We start from the raw sequence: 21,828 nt of genomic DNA, 5'->3' as shown, positions 1-21,828 counted from the left end.
TTTTGCCGGTCGAGCCGCCACGCCCGGAGGCCATCAGCACCACGGCGAGAACGGCTGCGGCGGCGGCCAGGACGGCGAACAGCGGGCCACGGCTGCGCCGCGGAGGCTCCGGAGACCGGGCCCGGCCCGGCTCGCCCGATGGGGGCGGGCCGTAGCCTCCGTGCGGCGGTCCGAAACCACCGCCCGAAGGCTCGGTTCCGTCCTGCGGCTCGGGTGGCAGAGGCGGTTCGGGCGGCAGAGACATACCCTCCAGAGTCGCCGCCGCCCGGGCACGAGGCGACCGGCGCACAGAAGCTGACACCGGCTCATGCCACGGACCGCACTGTTCCGGCCCGTCCCGCCCAGAGAGCGGTCAGCGCGACGACCAGCGCGCTGAAGTCTCCGGCCGCGGCAAGCACGCGCGCGGGCGCCCCGGAAGCCGGCCCGGCCCACACGGGAAGCCGACTCGGCCCACGCACGCGCGCGTGCTCGCTCAGCCCTTCGCGCCGAGCAGGTGGTCCATGGCCAGCTGGTCGAGCCGTTCGAAGGCCATCCCGCGCGCGGCGGCCGCCTCCATCTCGAAGTCCTCGAAGGCCGTGCGGTCGGCGAGCAGGGCCTGCAGACCGTCCGCCGCGGTCGGCTGGGTCAGCTGGTCCAGCCGCGAGGCGCGCAGCGCCTCCTGGACCTCCGGGTCGGCACGGAAGGCGGCCGAACGCTCCTTCAGGATGAGGTAGTTGCGCATGCAGCCGGCCGCCGACGCCCACACGCCGTCGAGGTCCTCGGTCCGCGGCGGCTTGAAGTCGAAGTGGCGGGGTCCTTCGTACCCGGCGCTCTCCAGGAGGTCGACGAGCCAGAACGCGGCCCGCAGGTCACCGGCGCCGAAGCGCAGGTCCTGGTCGTACTTGATGCCGGACTGGCCGTTGAGGTCGATGTGGAAGAGCTTGCCCGCCCACAGGGCCTGCGCGATGCCGTGCGGGAAGTTGAGCCCCGCCATCTGCTCGTGGCCCACCTCGGGGTTGACGCCGTAGAGCTCGGGGCGCTCCAGGCGCTCGATGAAGGCCAGCGCGTGGCCGACGGTGGGCAGCAGGATGTCGCCGCGCGGCTCGTTCGGCTTGGGTTCGATGGCGAAGCGGATGTCGTAGCCCTGGGCGGTGACGTACTCGCCGAGGAGGTCGAAGGCCTCCTTCATCCGGTCGAGGGCCGCGCGCACGTCCTTGGCGGCGCCGGACTCGGCACCCTCGCGGCCGCCCCAGGCGACGTAGATCTTCGCGCCCAGCTCGACGGCGAGGTCGATGTTCCGGATCGTCTTGCGCAGCGCGTAGCGGCGGACGTCGCGGTCGTTGGCGGTGAACGCACCGTCCTTGAAGACGGGGTGCGTGAACAGGTTCGTGGTGGCCATCGGAACGGTCATGCCGGTCGCTTCCAGGGCCTGGCGGAAGCGCTTGATGTGCGACTCGCGTTCGGTGTCCGAGGACCCGAAGGGGATCAGGTCGTCGTCGTGGAAGGTCACTCCGTGGGCGCCGAGCTCGGCCAGGCGCTGCACTGTCTCGACCGGGTCGAGAGCGCGGCGGGTGGCGTCGCCGAACGGGTCCCTTCCCTGCCAGCCGACGGTCCACAGGCCGAAGGTGAACCTGTCCTCGGGGGTGGGCTGGTAGCTCATGCCGCGGCTCCTTGCTGCGTACGGGTATTTCGTCATGGCCGTTTACAAATTAGTATGCGGACGCACCTCTGGGAAGAGACAAGATGTCTTTGACGACAGGTGTCTTCGACAGATGTCTTCGACGAGTGTCATTGACAGACGTCTTGCCAGCTCACAGCACATCTTGCAGAGCCGCGGAAGAGGGAGAGCCCGATGTCAGCAGCCGAGGGACCGCTCGTCGTGGGCGTGGACACATCCACCCAGTCCACAAAGGCGCTGGTCGTCGACGCGGCCTCCGGGGAGGTCGTGGCGAGCGGCCAGGCGCCGCACACCGTGTCCTCGGGTGCGGGCCGGGAGAGTGATCCGCGCCAGTGGTGGGACGCCCTGTGCGAGGCGCTGCGCCAATGCGGTGAGCCCGCGCACGAGGCCGCCGCGGTGTCGATCGGCGGCCAGCAGCACGGGCTGGTCACCTTGGACGAGCAGGGCGAGCCCGTACGCCCCGCCCTGCTGTGGAACGACGTCCGCTCGGCGCCCCAGGCCCGCCGGCTCGTCGAGGAGCTGGGCGGCCCGAAGGGCTGGGCGGAGCGCACCGGCAGTGTCCCCGGGGCGTCGTTCACGGTCACGAAGTGGGCGTGGCTGGCCGAGCACGAGCCGGAGGCGGTCCGTGCCACCAGGGCGGTGCGGCTCCCCCACGACTACCTCACCGAGCGCTTGACCGGGCAGGGCACCACGGACCGCGGCGATGCGTCGGGCACGGGCTGGTGGGCGTCCGGGACAGAGGCGTACGACGAGGAGACCCTGGCGCACGTAGGGCTCGATCCGGCCCTGCTGCCCCGGGTAGTGCGGACCGGCGAGGTGGCAGGCACCGTGCGCGACAGCCACGACCTGCCGTTCTCCAAGGGCACCCTGGTGGCGCCCGGCACCGGTGACAACGCGGCGGCCGCGCTGGGCCTCGGCCTGCGACCGGGCACGCCGGTGCTGAGCCTCGGCACGTCCGGCACCGTGTACGCCGTCTCCAAGCACCGCCCCGCCGACCCGACCGGCACGGTGGCGGGCTTCGCCGACGCGCACGGAGACTGGCTTCCGCTGGCCTGCACCCTGAACTGCACGCTCGCCGTGGACCGCGTCGCCACCCTGCTGGGCCTGGACCGCGAGGCCGTCGAGCCCGGGACCTCCGTCACCCTGCTGCCGTACCTGGACGGCGAGCGCACCCCGAACCTGCCGAACGCCTCCGGCCTGCTGCTCGGACTGCGCCACGACACGACCGCGGGCCAGCTGCTGCAGGCCGCCTACGACGGCGCGGTCCACTCACTGCTCGGCGCGCTCGACCTGGTCCTCGACGAGGACGCCGACCGCAGCACCCCGCTGCTGCTGATCGGCGGCGGAGCCCGGGGCGCCGCCTGGCAGCAGACGGTACGGCGGCTGTCGGGCCGGCCGGTCCAGGTCCCGGAGGCCAGGGAACTGGTCGCCCTCGGGGCCGCGGCGCAGGCCGCGGGCCTGCTGACCGGTGAGGATCCGGCCGCGGTCGCCCGCCGGTGGAAGACGGCCGCGGGCCCGGTGCTGGAGGCCGTGGAGCGGGACGAGGCGACACTGGACCGGATCACCGGGGTACTCTCCGACGCGGCCCCGCTGCTGGAGCGGGGGACGGAATCCCGCTGAGCCCGGCCACGGCCCCCGGAGCCGAGCCCGGCCGCAGAGACCGAGGATTGACGCAGGCATGACCGCACCGCTGCACGAGGGCCGCGCGCCCGGGACCGGACGCTCCCTGCCGGACACCCAGCAGGGCATGCGCCGGCGCAACCTGGCCCGGGTGATGCACGCCGTCAGCGCGGAGGGCCCGCTGTCGCGGGCCACGGTCGCCTCACGCATCGGTCTGACGCGGGCTGCGGTGTCGACCCTCGTGGACGAGCTGATCCGCTGGGGTCTGCTCGAGGAACTGGGCCCGGAACGGCCCGGCCGGGTGGGGCGACCCGGCTCGGCCCTCGCGGTGAGCGGGCGCGGTCCCGCGGGCATCGGGGCGGAGGTCGGCGTCGATCACCTCGCGGTATGCGCGGTCGACCTGCGCGGCGCGGTCCGCGCACGCGCCGTGCGGCACGGAGCGAACCGAGGCCGCGCCCCGGGGCGGGTGATCGAGGAACTGACGACGCTGGTCCGCCAGGTCGTGGGCGAGGCGGAGCGGGAGGGGCTGTGGCCCGCGGGTCTCGCGGTCGCCGTGCCGGGGCTGGTGGCCCGGGACGGCCGTACGGTCGTACGCGCTCCGAACCTCGACTGGCACGACACGGACCTCGGCCCGCTCTTGCCCGACGGCCTGCCGCTGACCGTGGACAACGAGGCCAACTTCGGAGCCCTGGCCGAGCTGTGGCTCGGTGCCGGCACCCCGCTCGACTTCCTGCACGTGTCGGCCGAGATCGGCATCGGCGCCGCGGTCGTCGTGGACGGACAGCTGCTGCGCGGCACGCGGGGCTTCGCGGGCGAGCTGGGCCATGTGCCCGTCCGCCCGGACGGACCGTCCTGCCCGTGCGGCGGGCGTGGGTGCCTGGAGCAGTACGCCGGTGAGGAGGCGGTGCTGCGCGCGGCCGGTCTGGAGCCGCGCGAGAACCTCGTCGGCCTGCTCGCGGGACGCGCCGAGCAGGGCGACGAGGCCGTACGGCAGGCCCTGCGGGACGCCGGTACTGCGCTCGGCATCGCCCTGACCGGGGCGGTCAATCTGCTCGACCCCGAGACGGTCGTCCTGGGCGGGGCCCTCGCCGGCCTCTCCCCCTGGCTGCTGCCGTCGCTGGAGGCCGAGTTGACGGGCCGTACGGCGGGACCGCCCTGCCCGGTGTCGGTGTCCGGGCTGGGCCCCGAGGGCCCGCTCCTGGGCGCCGCCCACTCCGTCGTCCGGGCCGTTCTCGACGATCCGGCCGCGGTCGCGGAGCGTCCCTGAGAGTGCGGGGGCAGATCCGGGGCAGGGACTTCACGGAGGTATGGGTGTGACGGACTGGGTGCCGCGTGAGGAGTGGGTCAGGACCCAGCCGCAGGCTCTGCTCGCGTCCTGCGTGCTGATGCTGGACCAGCGAAGCCGCATTCTGCTGCTGCGCTACGGTCCGGCCGGACCGAATGCCGGGACGTGGTGGCTGCCCGGCGGGATGCTCGACCACGGGGAGGATCCGTGGACGGCGGCACGCAGGGAGATGCGTGAGGAGACCGGCATCGAGATCGGTCCGAGACCCGTCCTCGTCGGTATCGATCACCGGGTGGACGTGCTCGGCACCGGGCCGGTTCTCGACTGCTTCTCCATGGCGGCACCCTGGTCGGTGACGCCCGCGTGCGGCTGAGCGCGGAGCACGACCGGCACGGTCTGTTCTGCCTCGACGAGTTGGCCGGGCTGCGGCTCGCCGCAAGGCTTTCCACCCTGACCGCGCTGGACGCGGCGGTCCGGGCCGGGACCGTGGCGTATCTGCGGGAGGGCGTGCCCCTGTGAAGCGGTGGGTTCACACGGCCGTGTGACACCCGGGCCCACTCGTTCGGGTGGCCGAGTTGTCCACAGTTCGCGGGTTGTCCACGGAACCGCGGCGCACCCTTCTGCCCAACTCACCCGCGCCGTACCGTGATTCACGCGAAGCGCAGCGGCCGGTGGGTCGCGGCGGAGCATTCGCATGACGAAGGGATCCACACGCGTCGAGTGACGGCAGGCTGACACGTATCGGGGGGACACATGCGCGGGGAGACGACCGGATCACTGCGACGTGACGCCATCGGTTTGCGCGAGGTGCTGTTCCAGAGCATCACGGCGATGGCGCCGGCCGCCGCGGTGACCGCCTCCATTCCGTCGGGTGCGGCCTTCGCCGGCGGCAGTCTGCCGCTGGCCGTGCTGATCGCCCTGGTGGCCTGCCTGTTCACGGCGTCCTGCGTGGCCGAGCTGGCACGCGAGTTACCTGCGGCGGGCTCCGTGGCCACGTACGCGGCCCGGGGGCTGCACCCCGCCATCGGCTTTCTCGTGGGCTGGGGTTACGTCTTCGTGGAGATGCTGGTCCCGCCGCTGCTGCTCCTGCAGCTCGGTTTCACCACGGCAGGCACGCTGCACGAGGAGTGGTCCTCGTATCCCGAGGACCTGTGGTGGCCGTGGGCGCTGGCGGGCGCCGCGGTGATCGCCGTCGCCGGTTACCTCGGCATCCGCGCCGCGGCCCGCTTGGGCACCGTACTCGGGGTCTTCGAGGTCCTCGTCTTCCTGGTGTTCACGATCTTGCTCATCCAGAAGGCGGGCGACGCCAACACCCTGTCGGTGTTCGGTACCTCGCACACGGCGGACGGGTACGCCGGGGTCGGCGGAGTCTTCGCCGGGTCCGTGTACACGGTTCTCGCGTTCGCCGGGTTCGAGGCGGCGGCGCCGCTCGCCGAGGAGACGCGTGATCCCCGCCGGACCATGCATCGTGCGGTCCTCGGAGCGGCCCTGAGCATCGGTCTGTTCTACGTGGTCACGACGTATGCGATGACCGTCTACTTCGGACCGGACCGCTTCGCGAGGTTCGGCGCGTCGGGCGCCGCGTCCTGGGAGGGCGTCGCCCGTGCCTCCTTCGGAATCTTCTGGGTGCTGGTCTTCCTGGCCGTGGTCAACTCGACGATCGCCAACGCCAACGCGTGCGCCGGCGTCTCCACCCGCACGGCCTTCGCCCTGGCCCGCATCCGGGTCCTGCCCCGTCTGCTCGCCACCCTCCATCCCCGGCACCGCTCCCCCGTGGCGGGCATCGCGGTGCAGACCGTCGTCGCGGTCGGTGCCGTGCTGGGGCTCGGTTTCGGCTACGACCCGGTGACCGCGTTCCTGCTCCTGGCCACGGTGATCGTCACGGTCGTCGTCGGCGTCTACATCGTCGTGAACCTGGCCTGCGCGGGCTACTTCCTGCGCGGCGGCCGGGAGGCGTTGAAGCCCGTACGGCATCTGCTGCTCCCCCTGCTCGGCATCGTCGCGTTCGTCCCCGCCCTGCTGACGGCCGCCGGGATCCCGGTGTTCGACTTCGTGACCGAGCTGACGCCACCGGTTTCGTACGCCGGTCCGGTGGTCGGCGTCTGGATGGTGGCCGGCGTGGTGGTCCTGCTGGTGCTGATACGGCGACATCCCGAGCGGATAGCCGAGACCGCGCGGGTGCACGTCGAAGAGCCCGACGCGGTCCTCCCCGACCGGTTCCGCCACTGATGACCAGCCCCAGACGAAAGGACCGACGCTCCGATGACCGATCCCCGGATCCTGACCGTCCGCCCGGAACCGGACGAGTACGCCTGGACGTTCGGCGGTGCTCCGCCGGTGGCCCGGATTGCGCCCGGTACGGTGCTCGATCTGTACACCGAGGACTGTTTCGCCGGCCGGGTGAGGTCCGAGAAGGACCTCGTGTCCCAGGTCTGCGCGTTCCCGTTCCTCAATCCGCAGACCGGCCCCTTCCACATCGAGGGCGCCGAGCCCGGCGACACCGTGGCCGTGCACTTCGTGTCCGTCGAACCGGCCCGGGACTGGGCCGCGTCGACCACGGTCCCCCTCTTCGGCGCGCTCACCTCGACACACACCACGGCCTCGCTGCAGCCGCCGCTCCCGGAGCGGGTGTGGATCTGGCAGCTCGACCGCACCCGGCGCACCGCCCTGTTCCAGGCGCAGGACAGTGACATCGAGCTGGAACTGCCCCTGGACCCGATGCACGGCACGGTGGGCGTGGCCCCCGCCAACCTGGAGGTGCGCTCGGCCCTGGTCCCGGACGCGCACGGCGGGAACATGGACACGCCCGAGATGCGGGCCGGCGTCACCTGCTATCTGGGGGTCAACGTCGAGGGCGCGCTGCTCAGCCTCGGCGACGGGCACGCCCGGCAGGGCGAGGGCGAGACCTGCGGGGTGGCCGTCGAGTGCGCGATGAACACCGTGGTGATCGTCGACCTCCTCAAGGACGTCGCCACTCCCTGGCCCCGGCTGGAATCGGACACCCATCTCATCTCGACCGGCTCGGCGCGCCCGCTGGAGGACGCCTTCCGGATAGCACACCTTGACCTGGTGCAGTGGCTGGTGCGTGACTTCGCATTCAGTGAGCTGGACGCGTACCAGTTCGCAACCCAGGCGGTCGAATCGCCGTTGGCCAACGTGTGCGACACCAACTACACGTGCGTGGCCAAGCTCCGCAAGGAGTGGCTGCCCGCGCGGGAGACCTACCGCGGACTGCACGCGCGGCTGCGGGAGACGGCTCAGGCGCTTCGCCTCTGACGCCGCGGCAGTCGCGCAAGGCATGTGACGCCCCCACACCCGCCCCTGAAAGGCAGCAGACGATGGACACGAACCGGCCCCGACCACACCTGAGCAGGCGACGGATCCTCAAGGGCGCAGCCCTCGCATCGGTCCCTTGCGCGCTGCTCCCCGATGCCCGCGCGGGTGCGCAGGAAACCGTCGACTACCCCTCGGCCGAGTGGCAGCCGGCGAGCGCCGACAACTACACCCCATCCAGCCGCTCCGCGGCCTATGCCATCGACCGGGTGATCATCCACGTCACCGAGGAGACGTACCCGGACGCGCTGGCCGTCTTCCAGGACCCGCAGAAGAAAGTGTCCGCGCACTACCTGGTCCGCTCGGCGGACGGGCACGTGGCCCAGTGCGTGCGCGAGGCCGACATCGCCTGGCACGCCGGCAACTGGGACTACAACACCCGCAGCATCGGCATCGAACACGAGGGCTGGGTGGACCAGCCTGCCTACTTCACGAACGCCCTCTACGAGCAGTCCGCGAAGCTGACGGCGGCGGTTTGCGCCAAGTACGCCATCCCCAAGGACAGGGAGCACATCATCGGCCACTACCAGGTGCCGGGCAGCGACCACACCGATCCGGGACCCGGCTGGGACTGGGTGCGCTACCTCAGACTGATCAATTTCGCCTAGCCGGACGTCGAACCGATTGTCGGCGCGAACACGGCGCGTGACGATGGTCCCAGCCGTTTCACCGTCCGGGGAGGACGAGTTGACCGATCCGTGGGTGGCCCTGGAACCGGGGGCCGACCCCGCCGAGCGAGTCCGGGTGCTGCGCCGGGCGCACGAGACGTTCACCACGGCGGGCACGGTGCCGCGCCCGGTACGGTCCGTGGTGGCCGAGTCGTGGCGGCGCAGCGCGCGAGCCGGTGTGGGACCGGACGGGACCGCGAGCGTGGAGCTGACCGGCGGCGACCTCGGCGCCTATCGGGCCGAGCACCCGCTGGCCCGGGTGATGCCGCTGTTCCGGGAGCTGATGGGCACGTTCGCCTCCGACGGCGAGCATCTTCTCGCGGTGTGCGACGTGCACGGCCGGCTGCTGTGGGTCGAGGGGCATCCGTCGGCCCGGCGCCGTGCGGACCGGATGAACTTCGTGCCGGGTGCACGCTGGTCGGAGACGGCGGTCGGGACCAACGCGCCGGGTACCGCGGTCGCTCTGGACCGGTCGGTACAGGTGTTCGCGGCGGAGCACTTCATACGGCGGGTGCAGCCGTGGACCTGCGCGGCCGCGCCGGTGCACGATCCGCACACCGGCCGAGTTCTCGGCGCCGTCGACATCACCGGCGGCGACGGGCTGGCGCATCCGCACAGTCTGGGCTTCGTGCAGGCGGTGGCGCGGGCCGCCGAGTCACAGCTCGCGCTCCTCGCCCCAGCCCGGCGTGCCGAGGACGCCACCATGCTGAACGCGCTGGGCCGCGACGAGGCCGAACTCCGCCTGGACGGGCGACGGATCAGGCTCAGTCGCCGGCACAGCGAGGTCCTCGTTCTCCTCGCCCGCCACCCCGAGGGGCTGACCGGCGACGAACTGCTGTGCGCGCTGTACGCGGACGAGTCGGTGACCCCGGTGACGCTGCGGGCCGAACTGGCCCGGCTGCGGCGGCTGCTGGGCCCGGGGCTGCTCGCCTCACGGCCGTACCGGCTGACGGCCGCGGTGGAGTCCGACGCCACTGTGGTGGAACGGCGGATGGAGGCGGGCGCGCTCACGGCTGCGGCGCAGGTGTACGCCGGACCGTTGCTGCCCGCTTCGCAGGCCCCGGCGGTGGTACGGCTCCGGCGCCGGCTCGCCGACGGCCTGCGGACGGCCCTGATCGCCCATCGTGACCCCGATCTGCTCGCCGACTGGGCGCACGCGCCGTGGGGTGAGGACGACCTGGACGTGTGGCGGGCGCTGGCCGTCGTACGGCCCACGGCACCGGTGCGGGCACGGCTCGCGGCGCTGGAGGCCGAGCTGCTCCTGCCCGCCGTACCGGCCCGGCGGGCCCCCGCGGTGAGCGGCGGCGCAACGTACTTGCAACGTCCGCCCGCCTAGCCTCGCGCCGGGAGCTGCCCAACGGCGGGCAGCGCTTCACCGGGAGGCAGACCAGCATGACCCGTTACGCGGCGCCCGGCACCGAGGGCGCGATCGTCTCCTACCAGGCGCGCTACGACCACTTCATCGGCGGCGCGTACGTACCGCCGATACGCGGTCAGTACTTCGAGAACCCGTCGCCGGTGAACGGGCAGCCGTTCACCGAGATCGCGCGCGGCACCGCGGAAGACGTGGAGCGGGCGCTGGACGCGGCGCACGAGGCCGCGCCCGGGTGGGGTCGTACGTCGGTGACGGAGCGTTCCGACATCCTGCTGAAGATCGCCGACCGCATGGAGGCCCATCTCGAACCCCTCGCGGTGGCCGAGAGCTGGGAGAACGGCAAGCCGGTGCGCGAGACACTGGCGGCCGACATCCCGCTCGCCATCGACCACTTCCGCTACTTCGCGGGTGCCATCCGTGGGCAGGAGGGCTCGCTGGGCGAGATCGACGACGACACCGTGGCGTACCACTTCCATGAGCCGCTCGGGGTGGTTGCGCAGATCATCCCGTGGAACTTCCCGATCCTGATGGCTGCCTGGAAGCTCGCTCCGGCGCTCGCGGCGGGCAACGCGGTCGTCCTCAAGCCGGCCGAGCAGACCCCGGCGTCCATCCACTACTGGATGAGCCTCATCGCCGACCTGCTGCCGCCGGGCGTGGTGAACATCGTCAACGGCTTCGGGGTGGAGGCGGGCAAGCCGCTGGCCTCCAGCCCGCGGGTGGCGAAGGTCGCGTTCACCGGGGAGACCACGACCGGGCGGCTGATCATGCAGTACGCCTCGGAGAACATCAAGCCGGTCACCCTGGAACTCGGCGGCAAGTCCCCGAACATCTTCTTCGACGACGTCTGGGCGCACGACGACGACTTCCGGGACAAGGCGCTCGAAGGCTTCACCATGTTCGCGCTCAACCAGGGCGAGGTCTGTACCTGCCCCTCCCGGGCGCTTGTGCAGCGCGGTCACTACGCGGAGTTCCTCGAGGCGGCCGTGGCCCGCACCCGGCAGATCAAACCGGGGCACCCGCTCGACACCGACACGATGATCGGCGCCCAGGCCTCCAACGACCAGCTGGAGAAGATCCTCTCCTACCTGGACATCGGCCGGCAGGAGGGCGCCAAGGTCCTCACCGGCGGCGAACGCGTCGAGTACGACGGCGAGCTGAAGGGCGGCTACTACGTCCAGCCGACCATCTTCGAGGGCGACAACCGCATGCGGATCTTCCAGGAGGAGATCTTCGGCCCCGTCGTGTCTGTGGCTTCGTTCAACGACTTCGACGACGCCATCAAGATCGCGAACGACACGCTGTACGGCCTCGGCGCGGGCGTATGGACCCGGGACATCAACACCGCCTACCGCGCGGGCCGCGCGATCCAGGCGGGCCGCGTGTGGACGAACTGCTACCACGCCTACCCCGCGCACGCGGCGTTCGGCGGCTACAAGCAGTCCGGAATCGGCCGGGAGACGCACAAGATGATGCTGGACCACTACCAGCAGACGAAGAACCTCCTGGTGTCGTACTCGCCGAAGAAGCTGGGCTTCTTCTAGAGGCACAAGAAAGGGCGCCTGACCAGGGCAGATGCCCGGCAGGCGCCCTCTTCGGACTGGACCCGGACCGGACCCGGACCGGACCCGGACCGGTCCTGGAGATGTTCGCAGGGCTCAGGTCGTAGGGTCGCTGCGGCAGTTCAAGGGCAAGCTCGTCGAGGGTGAGCACCGCCTCGCGTGCCCGGCGCCACGTGATGCCGTACGCCGCAGCGTCGATGTAGGTCCCGGCCGCGTCGCGAGACACGCGTCCATCCGGTGCCACGCCGAAGCGCTCTAGATGGTCGCGTAGCAGGCGGACCAGGACAGGAGGAATCGGAACCGGCCGTGTGGCCTTGGCCGCGCGCCGCTTCAGGGAGCGGACCTCGTGGACGGCACCGTCATCGGTCCGCTCCTTGCCGGCCGTCACGACGCCGCCCTTCAGCTTCAGCAGCCCCCACCCGGTGGCGGGGAGGCGGCACGGGGACTTCTGCAAGTGGATGACTTCGGCGGGGTGCATCGCGGCGTAGTGCATGCAGCTGAAGAAGGCGTACGGATGAGCGCCGCGACCGGGAAGCGCCTTGACCTCAGCGAGCAGGCGGGCGACCTGAGCGGGGTGCGGCATACATTCCGGGTCGAATTCGTCGGCAACCTCGGGAGCACTCCAGCGGAGTCCTGCAAGCGGGTTCTGCCCGAAGTAGCCTCGCTCGGCTGCGACACCGAACACTTCATCGGCCTTTGGCGGCAACCTGATCCAGACCGGCACCGAATCCACTGAACCCGCACGGCAGGTTCACGTGTTGCGGGCCGAGCGATGTCGATGATGATTCTGTTCTCGGCACACCGGCTGGATGCCGCACCGAGACCTGCCAGGATGGCCGCATGGGGACGAACACGGCGGTGCGTCGGCTCGATCTGGGATACTTCATTCGGCCTGCGCCAGAGACGGGCGGCCCACAACCGCGGGTCGAACCTGTTCTTGCCTATCTGGTGGAACACGACCAGGGGCTGATCCTCTTCGATACCGGCATCGGCAACGCGGACCCCGAGACCGAAGCCCACTACCGACCCCGACGCCGTGCATTGCAGGACGCCCTGGCGGCTTCCGGAGTCGCCCTGGGCGACATATCCCTGGTCGTCAACTGCCACCTTCACTTCGACCACTGCGGCGGCAATCCCCTCCTTGCCGGCAACCCCATCCTGGTCCAGGACGTCGAACTGGCCACCGCCCGCCAGGGCAACTACACGTTCGATGAACTGGTCGACTTCCCCGGCGCAGCGTATGAGGAGCTCGCCGGTGAGACCGAGGTCTGGCCGGGAGTCTGGATCATTCCGACGCCCGGGCACACCCAAGGGCATCAGTCGCTGGTCCTCCGCCAAGGGGACGGCACGGTAGTCCTGGCCGGCCAGGCACACGACTTCGCGTCCCATTTTGCATCCGACCAGCTGGCCCGTCACGCGGCACTTGAAGGCGAGGAACAGCCGCTTCCTCCCTATCAGCACTGGCTGAAGCGACTCGCCGGCTTCGACCCACGACGTGTGCTCTTCGCCCACGACTGCTCGGTCTGGGAACCGTCCCAAAGCGCCTTCTAGAGCTGATCGGACGGCGCCAAGCTGCATCGCTCGAACCCGCGGCGATCACACGGGAACAACGAACGTCCCTGCCGGAGTGGTGTCAGCTCTCATCACATGCAGCGCCGCTGTGATCGACAAGTGGTGTCCGTTTTCAGGATCTGGCTCAATTGGTGTGATGTGGGCACGCCGAGTGAAGGTTCAGATGGGTGTGCAAACCCCGTCACAGCCGCATGCCGGCCGGCACGTCAGTCTTCGTCCGCGCTGGACAGAGCTTGGGTGACCATGCGGGTGGCGAAGTTCGGGTCGTCGGTAATGCGGTTGATGTGCTCCGCGAGCAGCAAGGCGGTGGCCTCCAGGGGAGTCAGCTCTGCCTCGGTCCAGTCTCCGTACTGCTGGCGCCACAGACTGGGACTCAGGCCGGTGCCCGCGGCGACGAGCAGGCCGGCCATGGTGGGGATGGCCTCAGGGCGAACGCTCTTGGGCATCATGCGCATCGTGCCCACGACGTTGGGCACCACGTACTCGATGACGTCCTTGTCGTGGTCCTCGTGGGCCGCCCGCAGCCACTGCATGAACATGTAGACGAGCGTGCACACGCCGTCCAGCACGTCATTGACTCCCTTGGTATCCAGTGACGCGATGTACTGGTCCGTCAGCGCCTTTTGCTCAGTGTCAACCCCGGTCTTGCCGTCGTGGATCTCCTTGAGCCGAGAGTCGATCATCATGAGCGCTGCGCCCACATCACCGGCGGGAGCATGCTGGGGGTCACAGGGCGATGACACAGGAATCCTCCTCATGTGACCGCGGCGGGCAGCGGCGGCGTGTCCGCACAGTAGAACGCCGATGAGCCGGGCGTCTGGCAAAGACCGGAAGGTCACCGGTCCTGGGCAAGTTTGTGGAACTCTTGGAAAAGCACTCCTCGATCCATCAGCGCCTGGAAGTCGCCTTCTTCCCGTAGGCGGCCGCCGTCGAGGACGAGGTCGGCTCATCCAGCACCCACATTGCGGCATCGCGGCAGAACGTCCTGGCGACCGCGATGCGCTGCCACTGCCCGCCGGACAGGTCGGTGCCGCCCCAGTTCGAGCTCGCGACCAGGGTATCGAGGCCGTAGGGGGACTTCGCGTTCAGCCACGGCGAGCGGTCGAGAGCCGGAGGGCGTCTGCCGATCTCCGACGTGGCTCACCGATCTTCCGCACAAGGCCCTCGAACCCACAGGGGGAACACCGTAATTGGGCCCCATGCCGGTGGGATTCGAGATCACACCACGTCGAGATTCCTGGACCCCGTCGGCTTCCCTGGCCGGAGCCGTCGACTACGCCCCCGCCTCGGACGGGCATCAGCTGCCCGACTTCGCCGAGATGAGGCCCTGCAACATCGGCTCTCGGACGCATCTGCCACGGGCGATTTCGTCCCCGTCCAGGCCCTGGACCCAACCGGGACGTCACTCGCAAGCTCGCCGACCTCGTATTCCGCATAGACACCGGTGCGCTCGGCCGCGCCGACCGGCCACACGGTTTGCGGATCGGCGTTGTCCGGACTCCTGAACCACTCGGCGAGACACCACCTCGACCTGCGCCGGCTCAGGCCGTCGAACCGGGCCAGGAAGCTGGCCCGGCTGGTGATCTCGCTTGCGTCGGCGCAGCCGTGCAGCGCCTGTACCAGCTTTTCGTGGTCTTATCGAAGGCGGCAAGTGCGCCGCCCGGCCAGCCCCGCGGACACGACCGTGTCGCGCCTTCCGGTCGACCTTCTCGTTCTGTGTGAGGGGAAGGTCCCCCATGACGCTGATACTCACCGGCACCATGTAGTCGGGCAGGCGCGTCGTCAGAAACCCCAGCAACTCGTCCTGTAGACCGGCCGGCTCCGCCGTGGCGCTGTAGGCGGCCAGGTACTTGCTCGCGTGGCGTCCTCCCGGACAGTCACCGCACAGTTCCGCACGAGGTGGTGCGCATGGAGGGTGGCCTCGATCTCGCCCAGCTCGACGCGGAATCCGCGCAGCTTCACCTGGTGGTCGGCACGACCGATGAACTCACGTCGGCCATCGCGCCGCACCGACCAGCCAGTGGCAACAGCCCCTCTGCAGGGCGTGGGAAGTCAGGCCAGAACTCACCCTTGTGACACGAGGGACGTCCGCGGAGGATTGCCACCGGCTGTCACCAGGCGGCCTATTCCGGGGATATGGGGGCTTCTATGAAGAAAATCAGCCGGTTAGCACGCGTGGCCGTGGTGGGGGCGCTGGCGCTGGGCGGCGTCGTGGCAGACACGAGCAATGCTTCGGCGGCGACCAGCAATTGGGGTTGTCGCTCCGAGAGAACCGGCAGCTTCGCCGACGCGGGCCACGGTATCCACCTGGACTCCTGCATCGAGGACCAGTGGGGCAACAACGGCAGTGGCTTCTACGCCCGCATCGCCGTCACGCTCGACCCTGGCAGCGGCCCCGACCACCCGGCCGTCTTCCCCTGCGCGCAGCTGTGGAAGTCAGACGGCTTCGGTGGCTGGTCCTATGTGCACGACTACGGCTGCATGGGCTGGTACGGACCGGGCACCAACGACGCCGTCTGGATCAGCGACGGCGGTCAGAACTACAACCCTGGCGGCGGCGCGTACGTGGTGCGGGTGGGCTTTTGGGCCACCATCAACGGCCGATACGGCTATTACGGCGACGTGGAGTCGCCGGTCGCCTCGGTGTGGTGACCTCGGACGGCTCGTAGCGGGACAGCCGAGGGCCCCGGAGTTCGCCCTGCCCGGGGGCCCTCGTGCGTCACGACGGTCGCGGAAGACGCGGAGCTACTGCGCAGCATGGTGATGTTCCCGGCAGACGAGATCGCAGCCCGGATCGCGCCGTTCGCGCGCACGGTCGCCGGCGTGGACCACGGCCTGCCCGTGATCGAGCGACCGGTGCGCCGTACTATCTGTTCTCCGTCATCGACCGGACCAGGCTACTGGCGGCGCGAGGCGGTACGGCTCCCGTCCCGCTGGGAGTCGGCGACTGCGACCTGCCGACTGCACCGCACATGGTCGAGGCCATGCGGAAGGCTGTCCGGCCACGGTGGGCAGCAAGGAGGCCATGGCACACCTGACGATGGCGTACGCGGAGCCGGGCAACGTGGTGCTGGTGCCGGACCCGGCGTATCCGGTGTACGAGACATGGGCGCGGTGGTGCGGGGCGAAGGTGGTGCGCGTACCGCTGCGGGAGGAGAACGGATTCCTGCCGGACCTGGCCGTCATCGCCGGGCCGGCGTGTGGGGTTCGCCGCCGGAAGCGCTGGAGTCGTGGACGTCTTGCGCACTGTGAAGGCCCACACCGACTCCGGCACGTTCACCGCGGTCCAGCACGCCGCCGTCGCCGCGCTGAACGACACCACCGGCTGATCGGATCACCTCCGGTCCGTGTAGCGCGAGCGTACGCACCTGCTCTGCGACGGACCGGAGCGGGCCGGACTCCAGGTGCTGCGGCCCCGGACCGCCTTCTACTGCCTGGCCTGCTGCCCCAGCGGCACGGACGGCGAAGGCTTCACCAAGAAGCTGCTGGAGGAGGCCCGCGTGCTCACCATTCCCGGAAGCGACTTCGACCCAGGCGGCGACGGATACGTACGCCTCACGCACGGTGTGTGCCGGAACCGACCTGATCCTCGAGGCAGTACGACGCATCACGGCCCACTACTGGTGACGCCTGGGCCGACGTGGCAGAAGGCGGACTTCCCCCAGTGCCCGCGCTTCCGGCAGTTGGTCGGCGACCGGATCGGCGTCGAGGCACCCGCCCGCATCCGGGTGTGAGGGGTGCCGCCCGCTCTCGCCGATTCCCGTTCGCCGCCCGATCCGGGCTGATCCAAGAGTCAGTGGCCGCTGGTGGCGAGTTCGTAGGCGCCGATCAGGTCGCCGAGGAGGGTTCCGGCGGCGAGGTCGCTGGGTTCGGCCTTCCCGCCCCGGGCCGTCATGGTCGTGCATTCATCAGCGAGCGGGGCGGCCCATCCAGATCCCATCCAGATCACGACCGTCAACTTTCCTGTCGGCAACGGCACTTGGTTGACGGTGATCGGTTCGGCGTCCGCGCTGATCTTCGCCGGCGTCGGCGGCCTCTCTCAGGTAACCCGGAAATGCGAGGGGAGAACGAGTGGAGCAAGATGAAATTACCCGGCGCCCATCAAACTGAAGAAAGCCGTGATCTTGATGTCCGAAAAAGACACGCGTTTCAGCAGCAAGAGGCGACTCGTCCAAGCGGTGCTCACTGCCACGCTGGCCTCAAACCTACTCGTGCTGGCCGACGGTTCCGCGCCGGCCGCCCCACAGGCCCGCGCCCACGCGCAGGTCACGACCCCAGCCGCGGCAACAGCCAGGGTCCAGACTCGAGACGACCGGCTCGCCCTCCAAACGCTCAACGACATCGTGCAGGGCAATTTCACCATGGCCACAGCCCACTTTGACGCGACGATGCGCAAGCAACTGCCACCGGACGCCCTCGCGAAGGCGTGGAACGCTTACCAGGATCAGTTCGGACGTTACCAGTCACACGCGAATCCCAAAGACACCGCGTTCGGCAAATTCACCGTGGTCAGTGTGCCGCTCCGTATGGAACACCAGCCCGGTGAATTCCGCGCAAGCTTCAACAAAGACGGAACCATCGCCGGTCTGTTTCTCCTGAAGCCAGGAGTCCCGATCTCGTAGATCAGCCGTTCACCCATGCCGAGGTGGTGGTAGGTACAGCAGGGGCGCACGCCGTTGCGTGAGCCACGGGCCGCACGCTCGTGCGCCCGTCCTTGGCTGGAGACAGAGGCTCTTGTGACGGCCATCCTGAGTATTTCCATCTGGTTCGGATGGATGCGACAGGGGGAGGATGTTCATGTCGCTTGTACGCATATGCCGAGGTAAAGCGACCAGCTTGGCCTGGGCGTTCGTGCTGAGTGGAGCGATCGTCGTGCCGATCGGAGGTGCCACACCGGCCGCCGCGGCCAACCCGTGGACCTGTCCTGCAGGTGGTAATCCCGACGTGTGGGACCCGCGCTACACGTCGACGGTCAGTACTGCCGGGGTCTGGTGGCGGAAGATCGAACTGCGCTATCACAGCCGTACCCGGTGTGCTTGGGGACGCATCTCCAACGGCTCGCGCGGTGACTCGGTCTGGGTCGACTGGTCCGCCAATGGCGGGCAGACCTGGAAGCAACTGGACGTGACCAAGATCCCCCGGGGCGGCCACGAGGTCCACACGGTTGCTCACAACGATGCCGGGTACGTGATGCGCGCGTGCGGCAAGGCCGGGAATCGCAGGGAAATTGCCTGCACCGGTTGGTACTAGGCGGCCGTGACTGAGCAGGCTTCCACAGTGCGCCCCAGCGGGTGAACCCCAGCGCCGGTCCCCGCCCAGTAGCGCCCTCGAAGGGCCGTAGTGCAACCGGTAGCCGCGGCAGTGGACGTAGTACGCGTACATCGGGCCCGGCACGATGGTCAGCGCGGCGACGAAGAAGAACAGGCTCATGCCGAAGTACCCGCCGACCGCGGAGAACGTGGCGAGCGAGGGCTCGTTTGGTCGGTGCTCGACGTACCACCAGTCGGCGGGGCCGTAGGGCTGCGCGGCATGGTGCAGGACGACGACCAGGACGTGCCCGACCCCGGTCCCCGAACACAGCTGACAGCCGTTCCACCTCCGCGCGGGCGCCGGTCAGCAGACGGCCGGGCAGGGCTGGCTGCACTCGCCTCGCTGTCGTCCAGGGGCACGTGCCGCAGGTAGCCGCGCAGCACGGGGTCCGCGCCGAAGACCCGGGCGCTTCGAACCCTGCTCGGCAAACAACTCCAGCGCCGCCTCGCGCAGCCGCGCCCGCCCTGTGCGATCGCTCCTCGATACTGTCCCCGTGGCCGCAGCGTAGCCATAAGTGCGCGTAGCCGGACGGCGGTGACCGGGTGCGGCGACAGTGCTCGTGAAAGGGGCGGACCGTCAGTCCGTCGAGTCGACCAGCACCGCCAGGGCTGCGATCAGCCCCATGACGACGAGATGGACCAGGACCGCATACAGGATGCACAGCCATCCGACGATGACGGACGCCAGGGACAGCCACCGGCCCTCGACACCACGCTTCTCGGCGCGGCGGCGCCCCATGTGTCCGGAGACGACGGCGACCAGCGCGCAGACGATCCGCAGGCTCAGGATGGCCGCAGCCAGATCACGGGGCTTGCCCAGCTGCCTGACCAACCTGCGGAGTTGGCCGCCGAAGCCAGTGACTGACGCGAACCGGCGGCCCCTCATCCACGCTGCCACCCCACTCTGCAGCCACTTAAAGTACTCAGCCCGCAACCTGATGCAACATGATTCAAGCCGGTTCGGGTTGCGGTTCCGGTTGCCGCATCGGTGCGGCCTTCGGTTCCCATAGTTTGGTGGTCCGTACGTAACCGTGGACCACTGAGGCCATCGCCAGAATGAGAAGTGGCCCGAACACCAACGGATGTCTGGCCATCTCCATCGGCAGATAGCGGTACGCCACCAAGAGCGCGGCAAAGACGGTTGTGCCGTAGGTGACCAGCTGGATTCCTGCCCGGTCCCAGCCACGGTCGTGCGAGCGCAGAGCCGCCTCGATCGTGAGCGCGAACACCACGCCGGCGACGAGATCCACGCCGTAGTGATAGCCGAAGCCCAGCGTTGCGCTGAGCGTGGCAATCAGCCAGAACGCGCCTGCGCATCGCAGAGCCCGTGGGGCCTTGCGGGAATGAATGAAGATCGCGGTGGCCCACGCTGTGTGCAGGCTGGGCATGCAGTTGCGGGGGGTGATCCCGTCGTACGTCATCGGGTGCGGGGGATTGATCGGCGGTGGCGTGTTCGGCCACAGGTTGGCCGCCGCCCAGTGCACGCCGCCGGTGCCGGAGGCGCCGGGGCCGTAGGCGAAGACCGGTCCGACCACTGGGAAGATCATGTAGATGGCCGGACCGAGGAGGCCGATCACCAGGAAGGTGCGCACCAGATGATGGCTCGGGAAGCGGCGCTCAACCGCCACGTTACGCAGCTGGTACAGCGCGACGACGACCGCGGCCACCGCAAGCTGAGCGTAGACCAAGTGGAGAAGATGGGTGCCGATCGGGCCGGTGGCCGCGAGAAGCCGGCCTGCCAGCCACGACGGGGTGGCCAGCGCGTGATCGGCGGTTGCCACATACTGGTCGAGCACCGTCGGGCGGGTCTTCGCCGTGACGAGCAGCCAGGTATCGCCGGTCTTGCGGCCGGCCACCAGCAGCAGGCCCAGCCCGACGCCCTTCAGCAACAGGACACGTTCCTGGCCTGTGCGGCGGGTGATGGCGATGATCGCATAGCCCAACATCACCCACAACGCGCCGTTGCCGAAGAAATGGCCGTCGGGCACCTTGGCGTCGACCGCCCACCGCACCAGCACGAAGACGATGTCGATGCCGATCGCGACACCAGCCGCGATGAACCGTTGCCGCCAGGTGAGCACCACCATCATCAACGCCATACCGCCGTACAGCGGCCCCGGTTTGGGGGCGAATATCACCTCTTGCGCCTGGTTGGTGATCGGCCCTGGCACGCCGCAGTAGCGACGTGCGGCGATCTCCAGCGCGATGAGGAATCCGAGGGCCACCACACCCGCCGTGGCCCACAGCATCGCCCGCGGTTGGCGCCATGCGGCCAACTCAATTCTGTCGTTTATTCGCGAAAACACCCGCGATGCTCTAGATATCAATCGTTTGGCCGGTTTGCTCGATGTGGGTTCATACGTGCAGGACGAGCGATGAGGGTAATTCATCGCGAGTTCGAACATGCTATCGGAGCGGTGTGGGTGGCTGTCGCTGGTCAAGGGTGGAGGCGTGGGCCGAGCAGTACAGGGGCAGCTGACCGAAGGCCAGTGGTTCCTGCCCTCGCCGGCCCATCATCTCGGGGATGACCACGAAATTCTCGATGCCCGGCAAACATCGAGGGACGTCACACGTTCCCCAGGAGCCTCTGAAGCGTGTGCCAGGCCGCGAAGTTGCAGCTTCGGCGGGAGGCTGGCATACCGCCAACCTCCCGAAATGCAGCGCGCTGCCTTCGCGGTCAACCGCCACGCCCTGCCCGCTCCCCCAACGCTCTGGCGCCGTACGCCACATCGCGCAGGGACAGCCCCCAAGGTGCGGCCCACGCCTCCCGAGGTCGCCCAACTCCTCACAGCGACCCGGCGCAGAACCGCCGGGCGACCCGAGGCAATCGGATCACCCGACGGCAGCGGTCCCTTACACCGCCTGTGGGTGAAGGAGGCACGCGAGCAGATCGTCCAGGGTGACGATCCCAGTGAACTGTCCGCCGGCGTCACGGACGACGGCCAGGGAGGCGGTTTCGCTCGCGCTCGGCGACCGTGGCCAGGATGGCGTCCGCGTCCGCCTCGGCGTCCACGGAGGTGATCGGTGCGGCGGGCACGTGCAGGTCGCCGACCGGATCCTGCGGCTCGGTCAGGGAGCTGCGTTGCTCAGCCCCCTCCCCTTGCACCACACCCTGACCGGGCAGGGCCGTACAAGGATCCTGCGTTCCTGCCGGAAAGTCGTTGGCACTGAGTGCACACTCGGCTTAACCCGGAGTGCACTTCCGGGACTTGAGTGCGCTTCGCCGATACTCCTGCGGCGGCTGTCCGTACCCACCACGGAAGGCACGGCTGAAGTCGGCCGCGTGGGAGAAACCCCAGCGGGCAGCGATGGCGCGGACGGGCGTCGAGGACAACGCCGGATCAGTGAGGTCGCGGCGGGCGGCATCCAGGCGCCGCAGGCGGATCCAGGCAGCGACGGTGGCCCCTTCCTTCGCTCGTCGATCTCGAACGATCAAACAGGGCGACGACT

23 protein-coding genes and 2 pseudogenes are annotated in these 21,828 nt (G+C 69.5%); 17 read left to right on the top strand and 8 right to left on the bottom strand.

What is annotated here, in order from left to right; genetic code table 11:
- Positions 1-244, bottom strand: a pseudogene (locus tag AQI88_RS47270) (hypothetical protein); the annotation flags it as partial.
- Between the two features lie 228 nt (positions 245-472).
- Positions 473-1,639 carry a xylose isomerase gene (gene xylA, locus AQI88_RS41285; RefSeq protein ID WP_067010841.1) on the bottom strand — a complete coding sequence of 389 codons (1,167 nt, stop codon included), beginning with the start codon at positions 1,637-1,639 and terminating at the stop codon, positions 473-475.
- 192 nt (positions 1,640-1,831) lie between these two features.
- Here xylA and xylB point away from each other — a divergent pair, with 192 nt between their 5' ends.
- From xylB to AQI88_RS41230, 11 genes are all read left to right on the top strand, one after another.
- On the top strand, positions 1,832-3,277 hold the full coding sequence (gene xylB, locus AQI88_RS41280; RefSeq protein ID WP_067010839.1) for a xylulokinase: 1,446 nt from the start codon (positions 1,832-1,834) through the stop codon (positions 3,275-3,277).
- 58 nt (positions 3,278-3,335) lie between these two features.
- A complete protein-coding gene (locus AQI88_RS41275; RefSeq protein WP_067010837.1) occupies positions 3,336-4,544 on the top strand; it encodes an ROK family transcriptional regulator in 1,209 nt (402 codons plus the stop codon).
- A gap of 46 nt (positions 4,545-4,590) precedes the next feature.
- On the top strand, positions 4,591-4,935 hold the full coding sequence (locus tag AQI88_RS41270; protein WP_244184622.1) for an NUDIX hydrolase: 345 nt from the start codon (positions 4,591-4,593) through the stop codon (positions 4,933-4,935).
- Positions 4,926-5,081 (top strand): hypothetical protein, encoded by a 156-nt coding sequence (locus tag AQI88_RS48325; RefSeq protein WP_159050558.1) that lies wholly within the window; start codon positions 4,926-4,928, stop codon positions 5,079-5,081. Before AQI88_RS41270 ends, AQI88_RS48325 begins: the two co-directional genes overlap by 10 nt.
- Before the next feature lie 234 nt (positions 5,082-5,315).
- Positions 5,316-6,791 carry an APC family permease gene (locus tag AQI88_RS41265; protein WP_067010835.1) on the top strand — a complete coding sequence of 492 codons (1,476 nt, stop codon included), beginning with the start codon at positions 5,316-5,318 and terminating at the stop codon, positions 6,789-6,791.
- A gap of 33 nt (positions 6,792-6,824) precedes the next feature.
- On the top strand, positions 6,825-7,838 hold the full coding sequence (locus AQI88_RS41260) for an acetamidase/formamidase family protein (protein ID WP_067010833.1): 1,014 nt from the start codon (positions 6,825-6,827) through the stop codon (positions 7,836-7,838).
- 62 nt (positions 7,839-7,900) lie between these two features.
- Positions 7,901-8,503, top strand: a complete 603-nt coding sequence (locus AQI88_RS41255) for an N-acetylmuramoyl-L-alanine amidase (protein WP_067010831.1) — start codon at positions 7,901-7,903, stop codon at positions 8,501-8,503.
- A 79-nt stretch (positions 8,504-8,582) separates the two neighbouring features.
- Positions 8,583-9,899, top strand: a complete 1,317-nt coding sequence (locus tag AQI88_RS41250; RefSeq protein ID WP_067010829.1) for a GAF domain-containing protein — start codon at positions 8,583-8,585, stop codon at positions 9,897-9,899.
- A 56-nt stretch (positions 9,900-9,955) separates the two neighbouring features.
- Entirely contained in the window at positions 9,956-11,479 is a 1,524-nt protein-coding gene (gene exaC, locus AQI88_RS41245) for an acetaldehyde dehydrogenase ExaC (protein ID WP_067010827.1), read from the top strand.
- Positions 11,480-11,843: 364 nt separating this feature from the next.
- A complete protein-coding gene (locus AQI88_RS46395; protein WP_159050557.1) occupies positions 11,844-12,233 on the top strand; it encodes a hypothetical protein in 390 nt (129 codons plus the stop codon).
- 104 nt (positions 12,234-12,337) lie between these two features.
- Positions 12,338-13,048, top strand: coding sequence for an N-acyl homoserine lactonase family protein (locus AQI88_RS41230; RefSeq protein ID WP_067010821.1), 711 nt, complete (start codon positions 12,338-12,340; stop codon positions 13,046-13,048).
- A gap of 227 nt (positions 13,049-13,275) precedes the next feature.
- Here the strand turns inward: AQI88_RS41230 and AQI88_RS41225 are convergent, their stop codons facing one another.
- Positions 13,276-13,812, bottom strand: coding sequence for a hypothetical protein (locus AQI88_RS41225; RefSeq protein ID WP_067010819.1), 537 nt, complete (start codon positions 13,810-13,812; stop codon positions 13,276-13,278).
- 145 nt (positions 13,813-13,957) lie between these two features.
- A complete protein-coding gene (locus AQI88_RS48320; RefSeq protein ID WP_341849531.1) occupies positions 13,958-14,068 on the bottom strand; it encodes a hypothetical protein in 111 nt (36 codons plus the stop codon).
- 1,149 nt (positions 14,069-15,217) lie between these two features.
- Here AQI88_RS48320 and AQI88_RS41220 point away from each other — a divergent pair.
- From AQI88_RS41220 to AQI88_RS45600, 5 genes and pseudogenes are all read left to right on the top strand, one after another.
- Positions 15,218-15,721, top strand: a complete 504-nt coding sequence (locus AQI88_RS41220; protein WP_159050556.1) for a hypothetical protein — start codon at positions 15,218-15,220, stop codon at positions 15,719-15,721.
- A gap of 355 nt (positions 15,722-16,076) precedes the next feature.
- Positions 16,077-16,235 (top strand): annotated as a pseudogene (locus AQI88_RS49230) (aminotransferase class I/II-fold pyridoxal phosphate-dependent enzyme); the annotation flags it as partial.
- 238 nt (positions 16,236-16,473) lie between these two features.
- A complete protein-coding gene (locus AQI88_RS48315; protein ID WP_067010815.1) occupies positions 16,474-16,803 on the top strand; it encodes a hypothetical protein in 330 nt (109 codons plus the stop codon).
- 393 nt (positions 16,804-17,196) lie between these two features.
- The gene (locus tag AQI88_RS41210) at positions 17,197-17,691 is read left to right on the top strand and encodes a DUF3887 domain-containing protein (protein ID WP_244184623.1); all 495 of its coding nucleotides are present in this window, start codon (positions 17,197-17,199) and stop codon (positions 17,689-17,691) included.
- Positions 17,692-17,866: 175 nt separating this feature from the next.
- Positions 17,867-18,319, top strand: coding sequence for a DUF2690 domain-containing protein (locus AQI88_RS45600; RefSeq protein ID WP_159050554.1), 453 nt, complete (start codon positions 17,867-17,869; stop codon positions 18,317-18,319).
- A gap of 636 nt (positions 18,320-18,955) precedes the next feature.
- Here the strand turns inward: AQI88_RS45600 and AQI88_RS41200 are convergent.
- Positions 18,956-19,210 (bottom strand): DUF4190 domain-containing protein, encoded by a 255-nt coding sequence (locus AQI88_RS41200; RefSeq protein WP_159050553.1) that lies wholly within the window; start codon positions 19,208-19,210, stop codon positions 18,956-18,958.
- A gap of 118 nt (positions 19,211-19,328) precedes the next feature.
- On the bottom strand, positions 19,329-20,627 hold the full coding sequence (locus tag AQI88_RS41195; RefSeq protein ID WP_208616088.1) for a phosphatase PAP2 family protein: 1,299 nt from the start codon (positions 20,625-20,627) through the stop codon (positions 19,329-19,331).
- Between AQI88_RS41195 and AQI88_RS46935 the strand changes: the two genes are divergently transcribed.
- Positions 20,614-20,757 carry a hypothetical protein gene (locus tag AQI88_RS46935; RefSeq protein WP_167357516.1) on the top strand — a complete coding sequence of 48 codons (144 nt, stop codon included), beginning with the start codon at positions 20,614-20,616 and terminating at the stop codon, positions 20,755-20,757. The two genes, AQI88_RS41195 and AQI88_RS46935, sit on opposite strands and share 14 nt — an antisense overlap.
- A 550-nt stretch (positions 20,758-21,307) precedes the next feature.
- Here the strand turns inward: AQI88_RS46935 and AQI88_RS46390 are convergent.
- Together AQI88_RS46390 and AQI88_RS44470 are read right to left on the bottom strand one after the other, a co-directional pair.
- On the bottom strand, positions 21,308-21,487 hold the full coding sequence (locus AQI88_RS46390) for a hypothetical protein (RefSeq protein WP_067010810.1): 180 nt from the start codon (positions 21,485-21,487) through the stop codon (positions 21,308-21,310).
- Between the two features lie 75 nt (positions 21,488-21,562).
- Positions 21,563-21,828 (bottom strand): helix-turn-helix domain-containing protein (locus tag AQI88_RS44470; protein ID WP_159050552.1); only part of this gene is annotated, 266 nt, incomplete at its 5' end.

It is taken from the genome of Streptomyces cellostaticus (assembly GCF_001513965.1).
Lineage (GTDB): Bacteria > Actinomycetota > Actinomycetes > Streptomycetales > Streptomycetaceae > Streptomyces > Streptomyces cellostaticus.
Note: the sequence above shows the minus strand (reverse complement) of the source record. Positions and strands in the feature narration are given on the sequence as shown.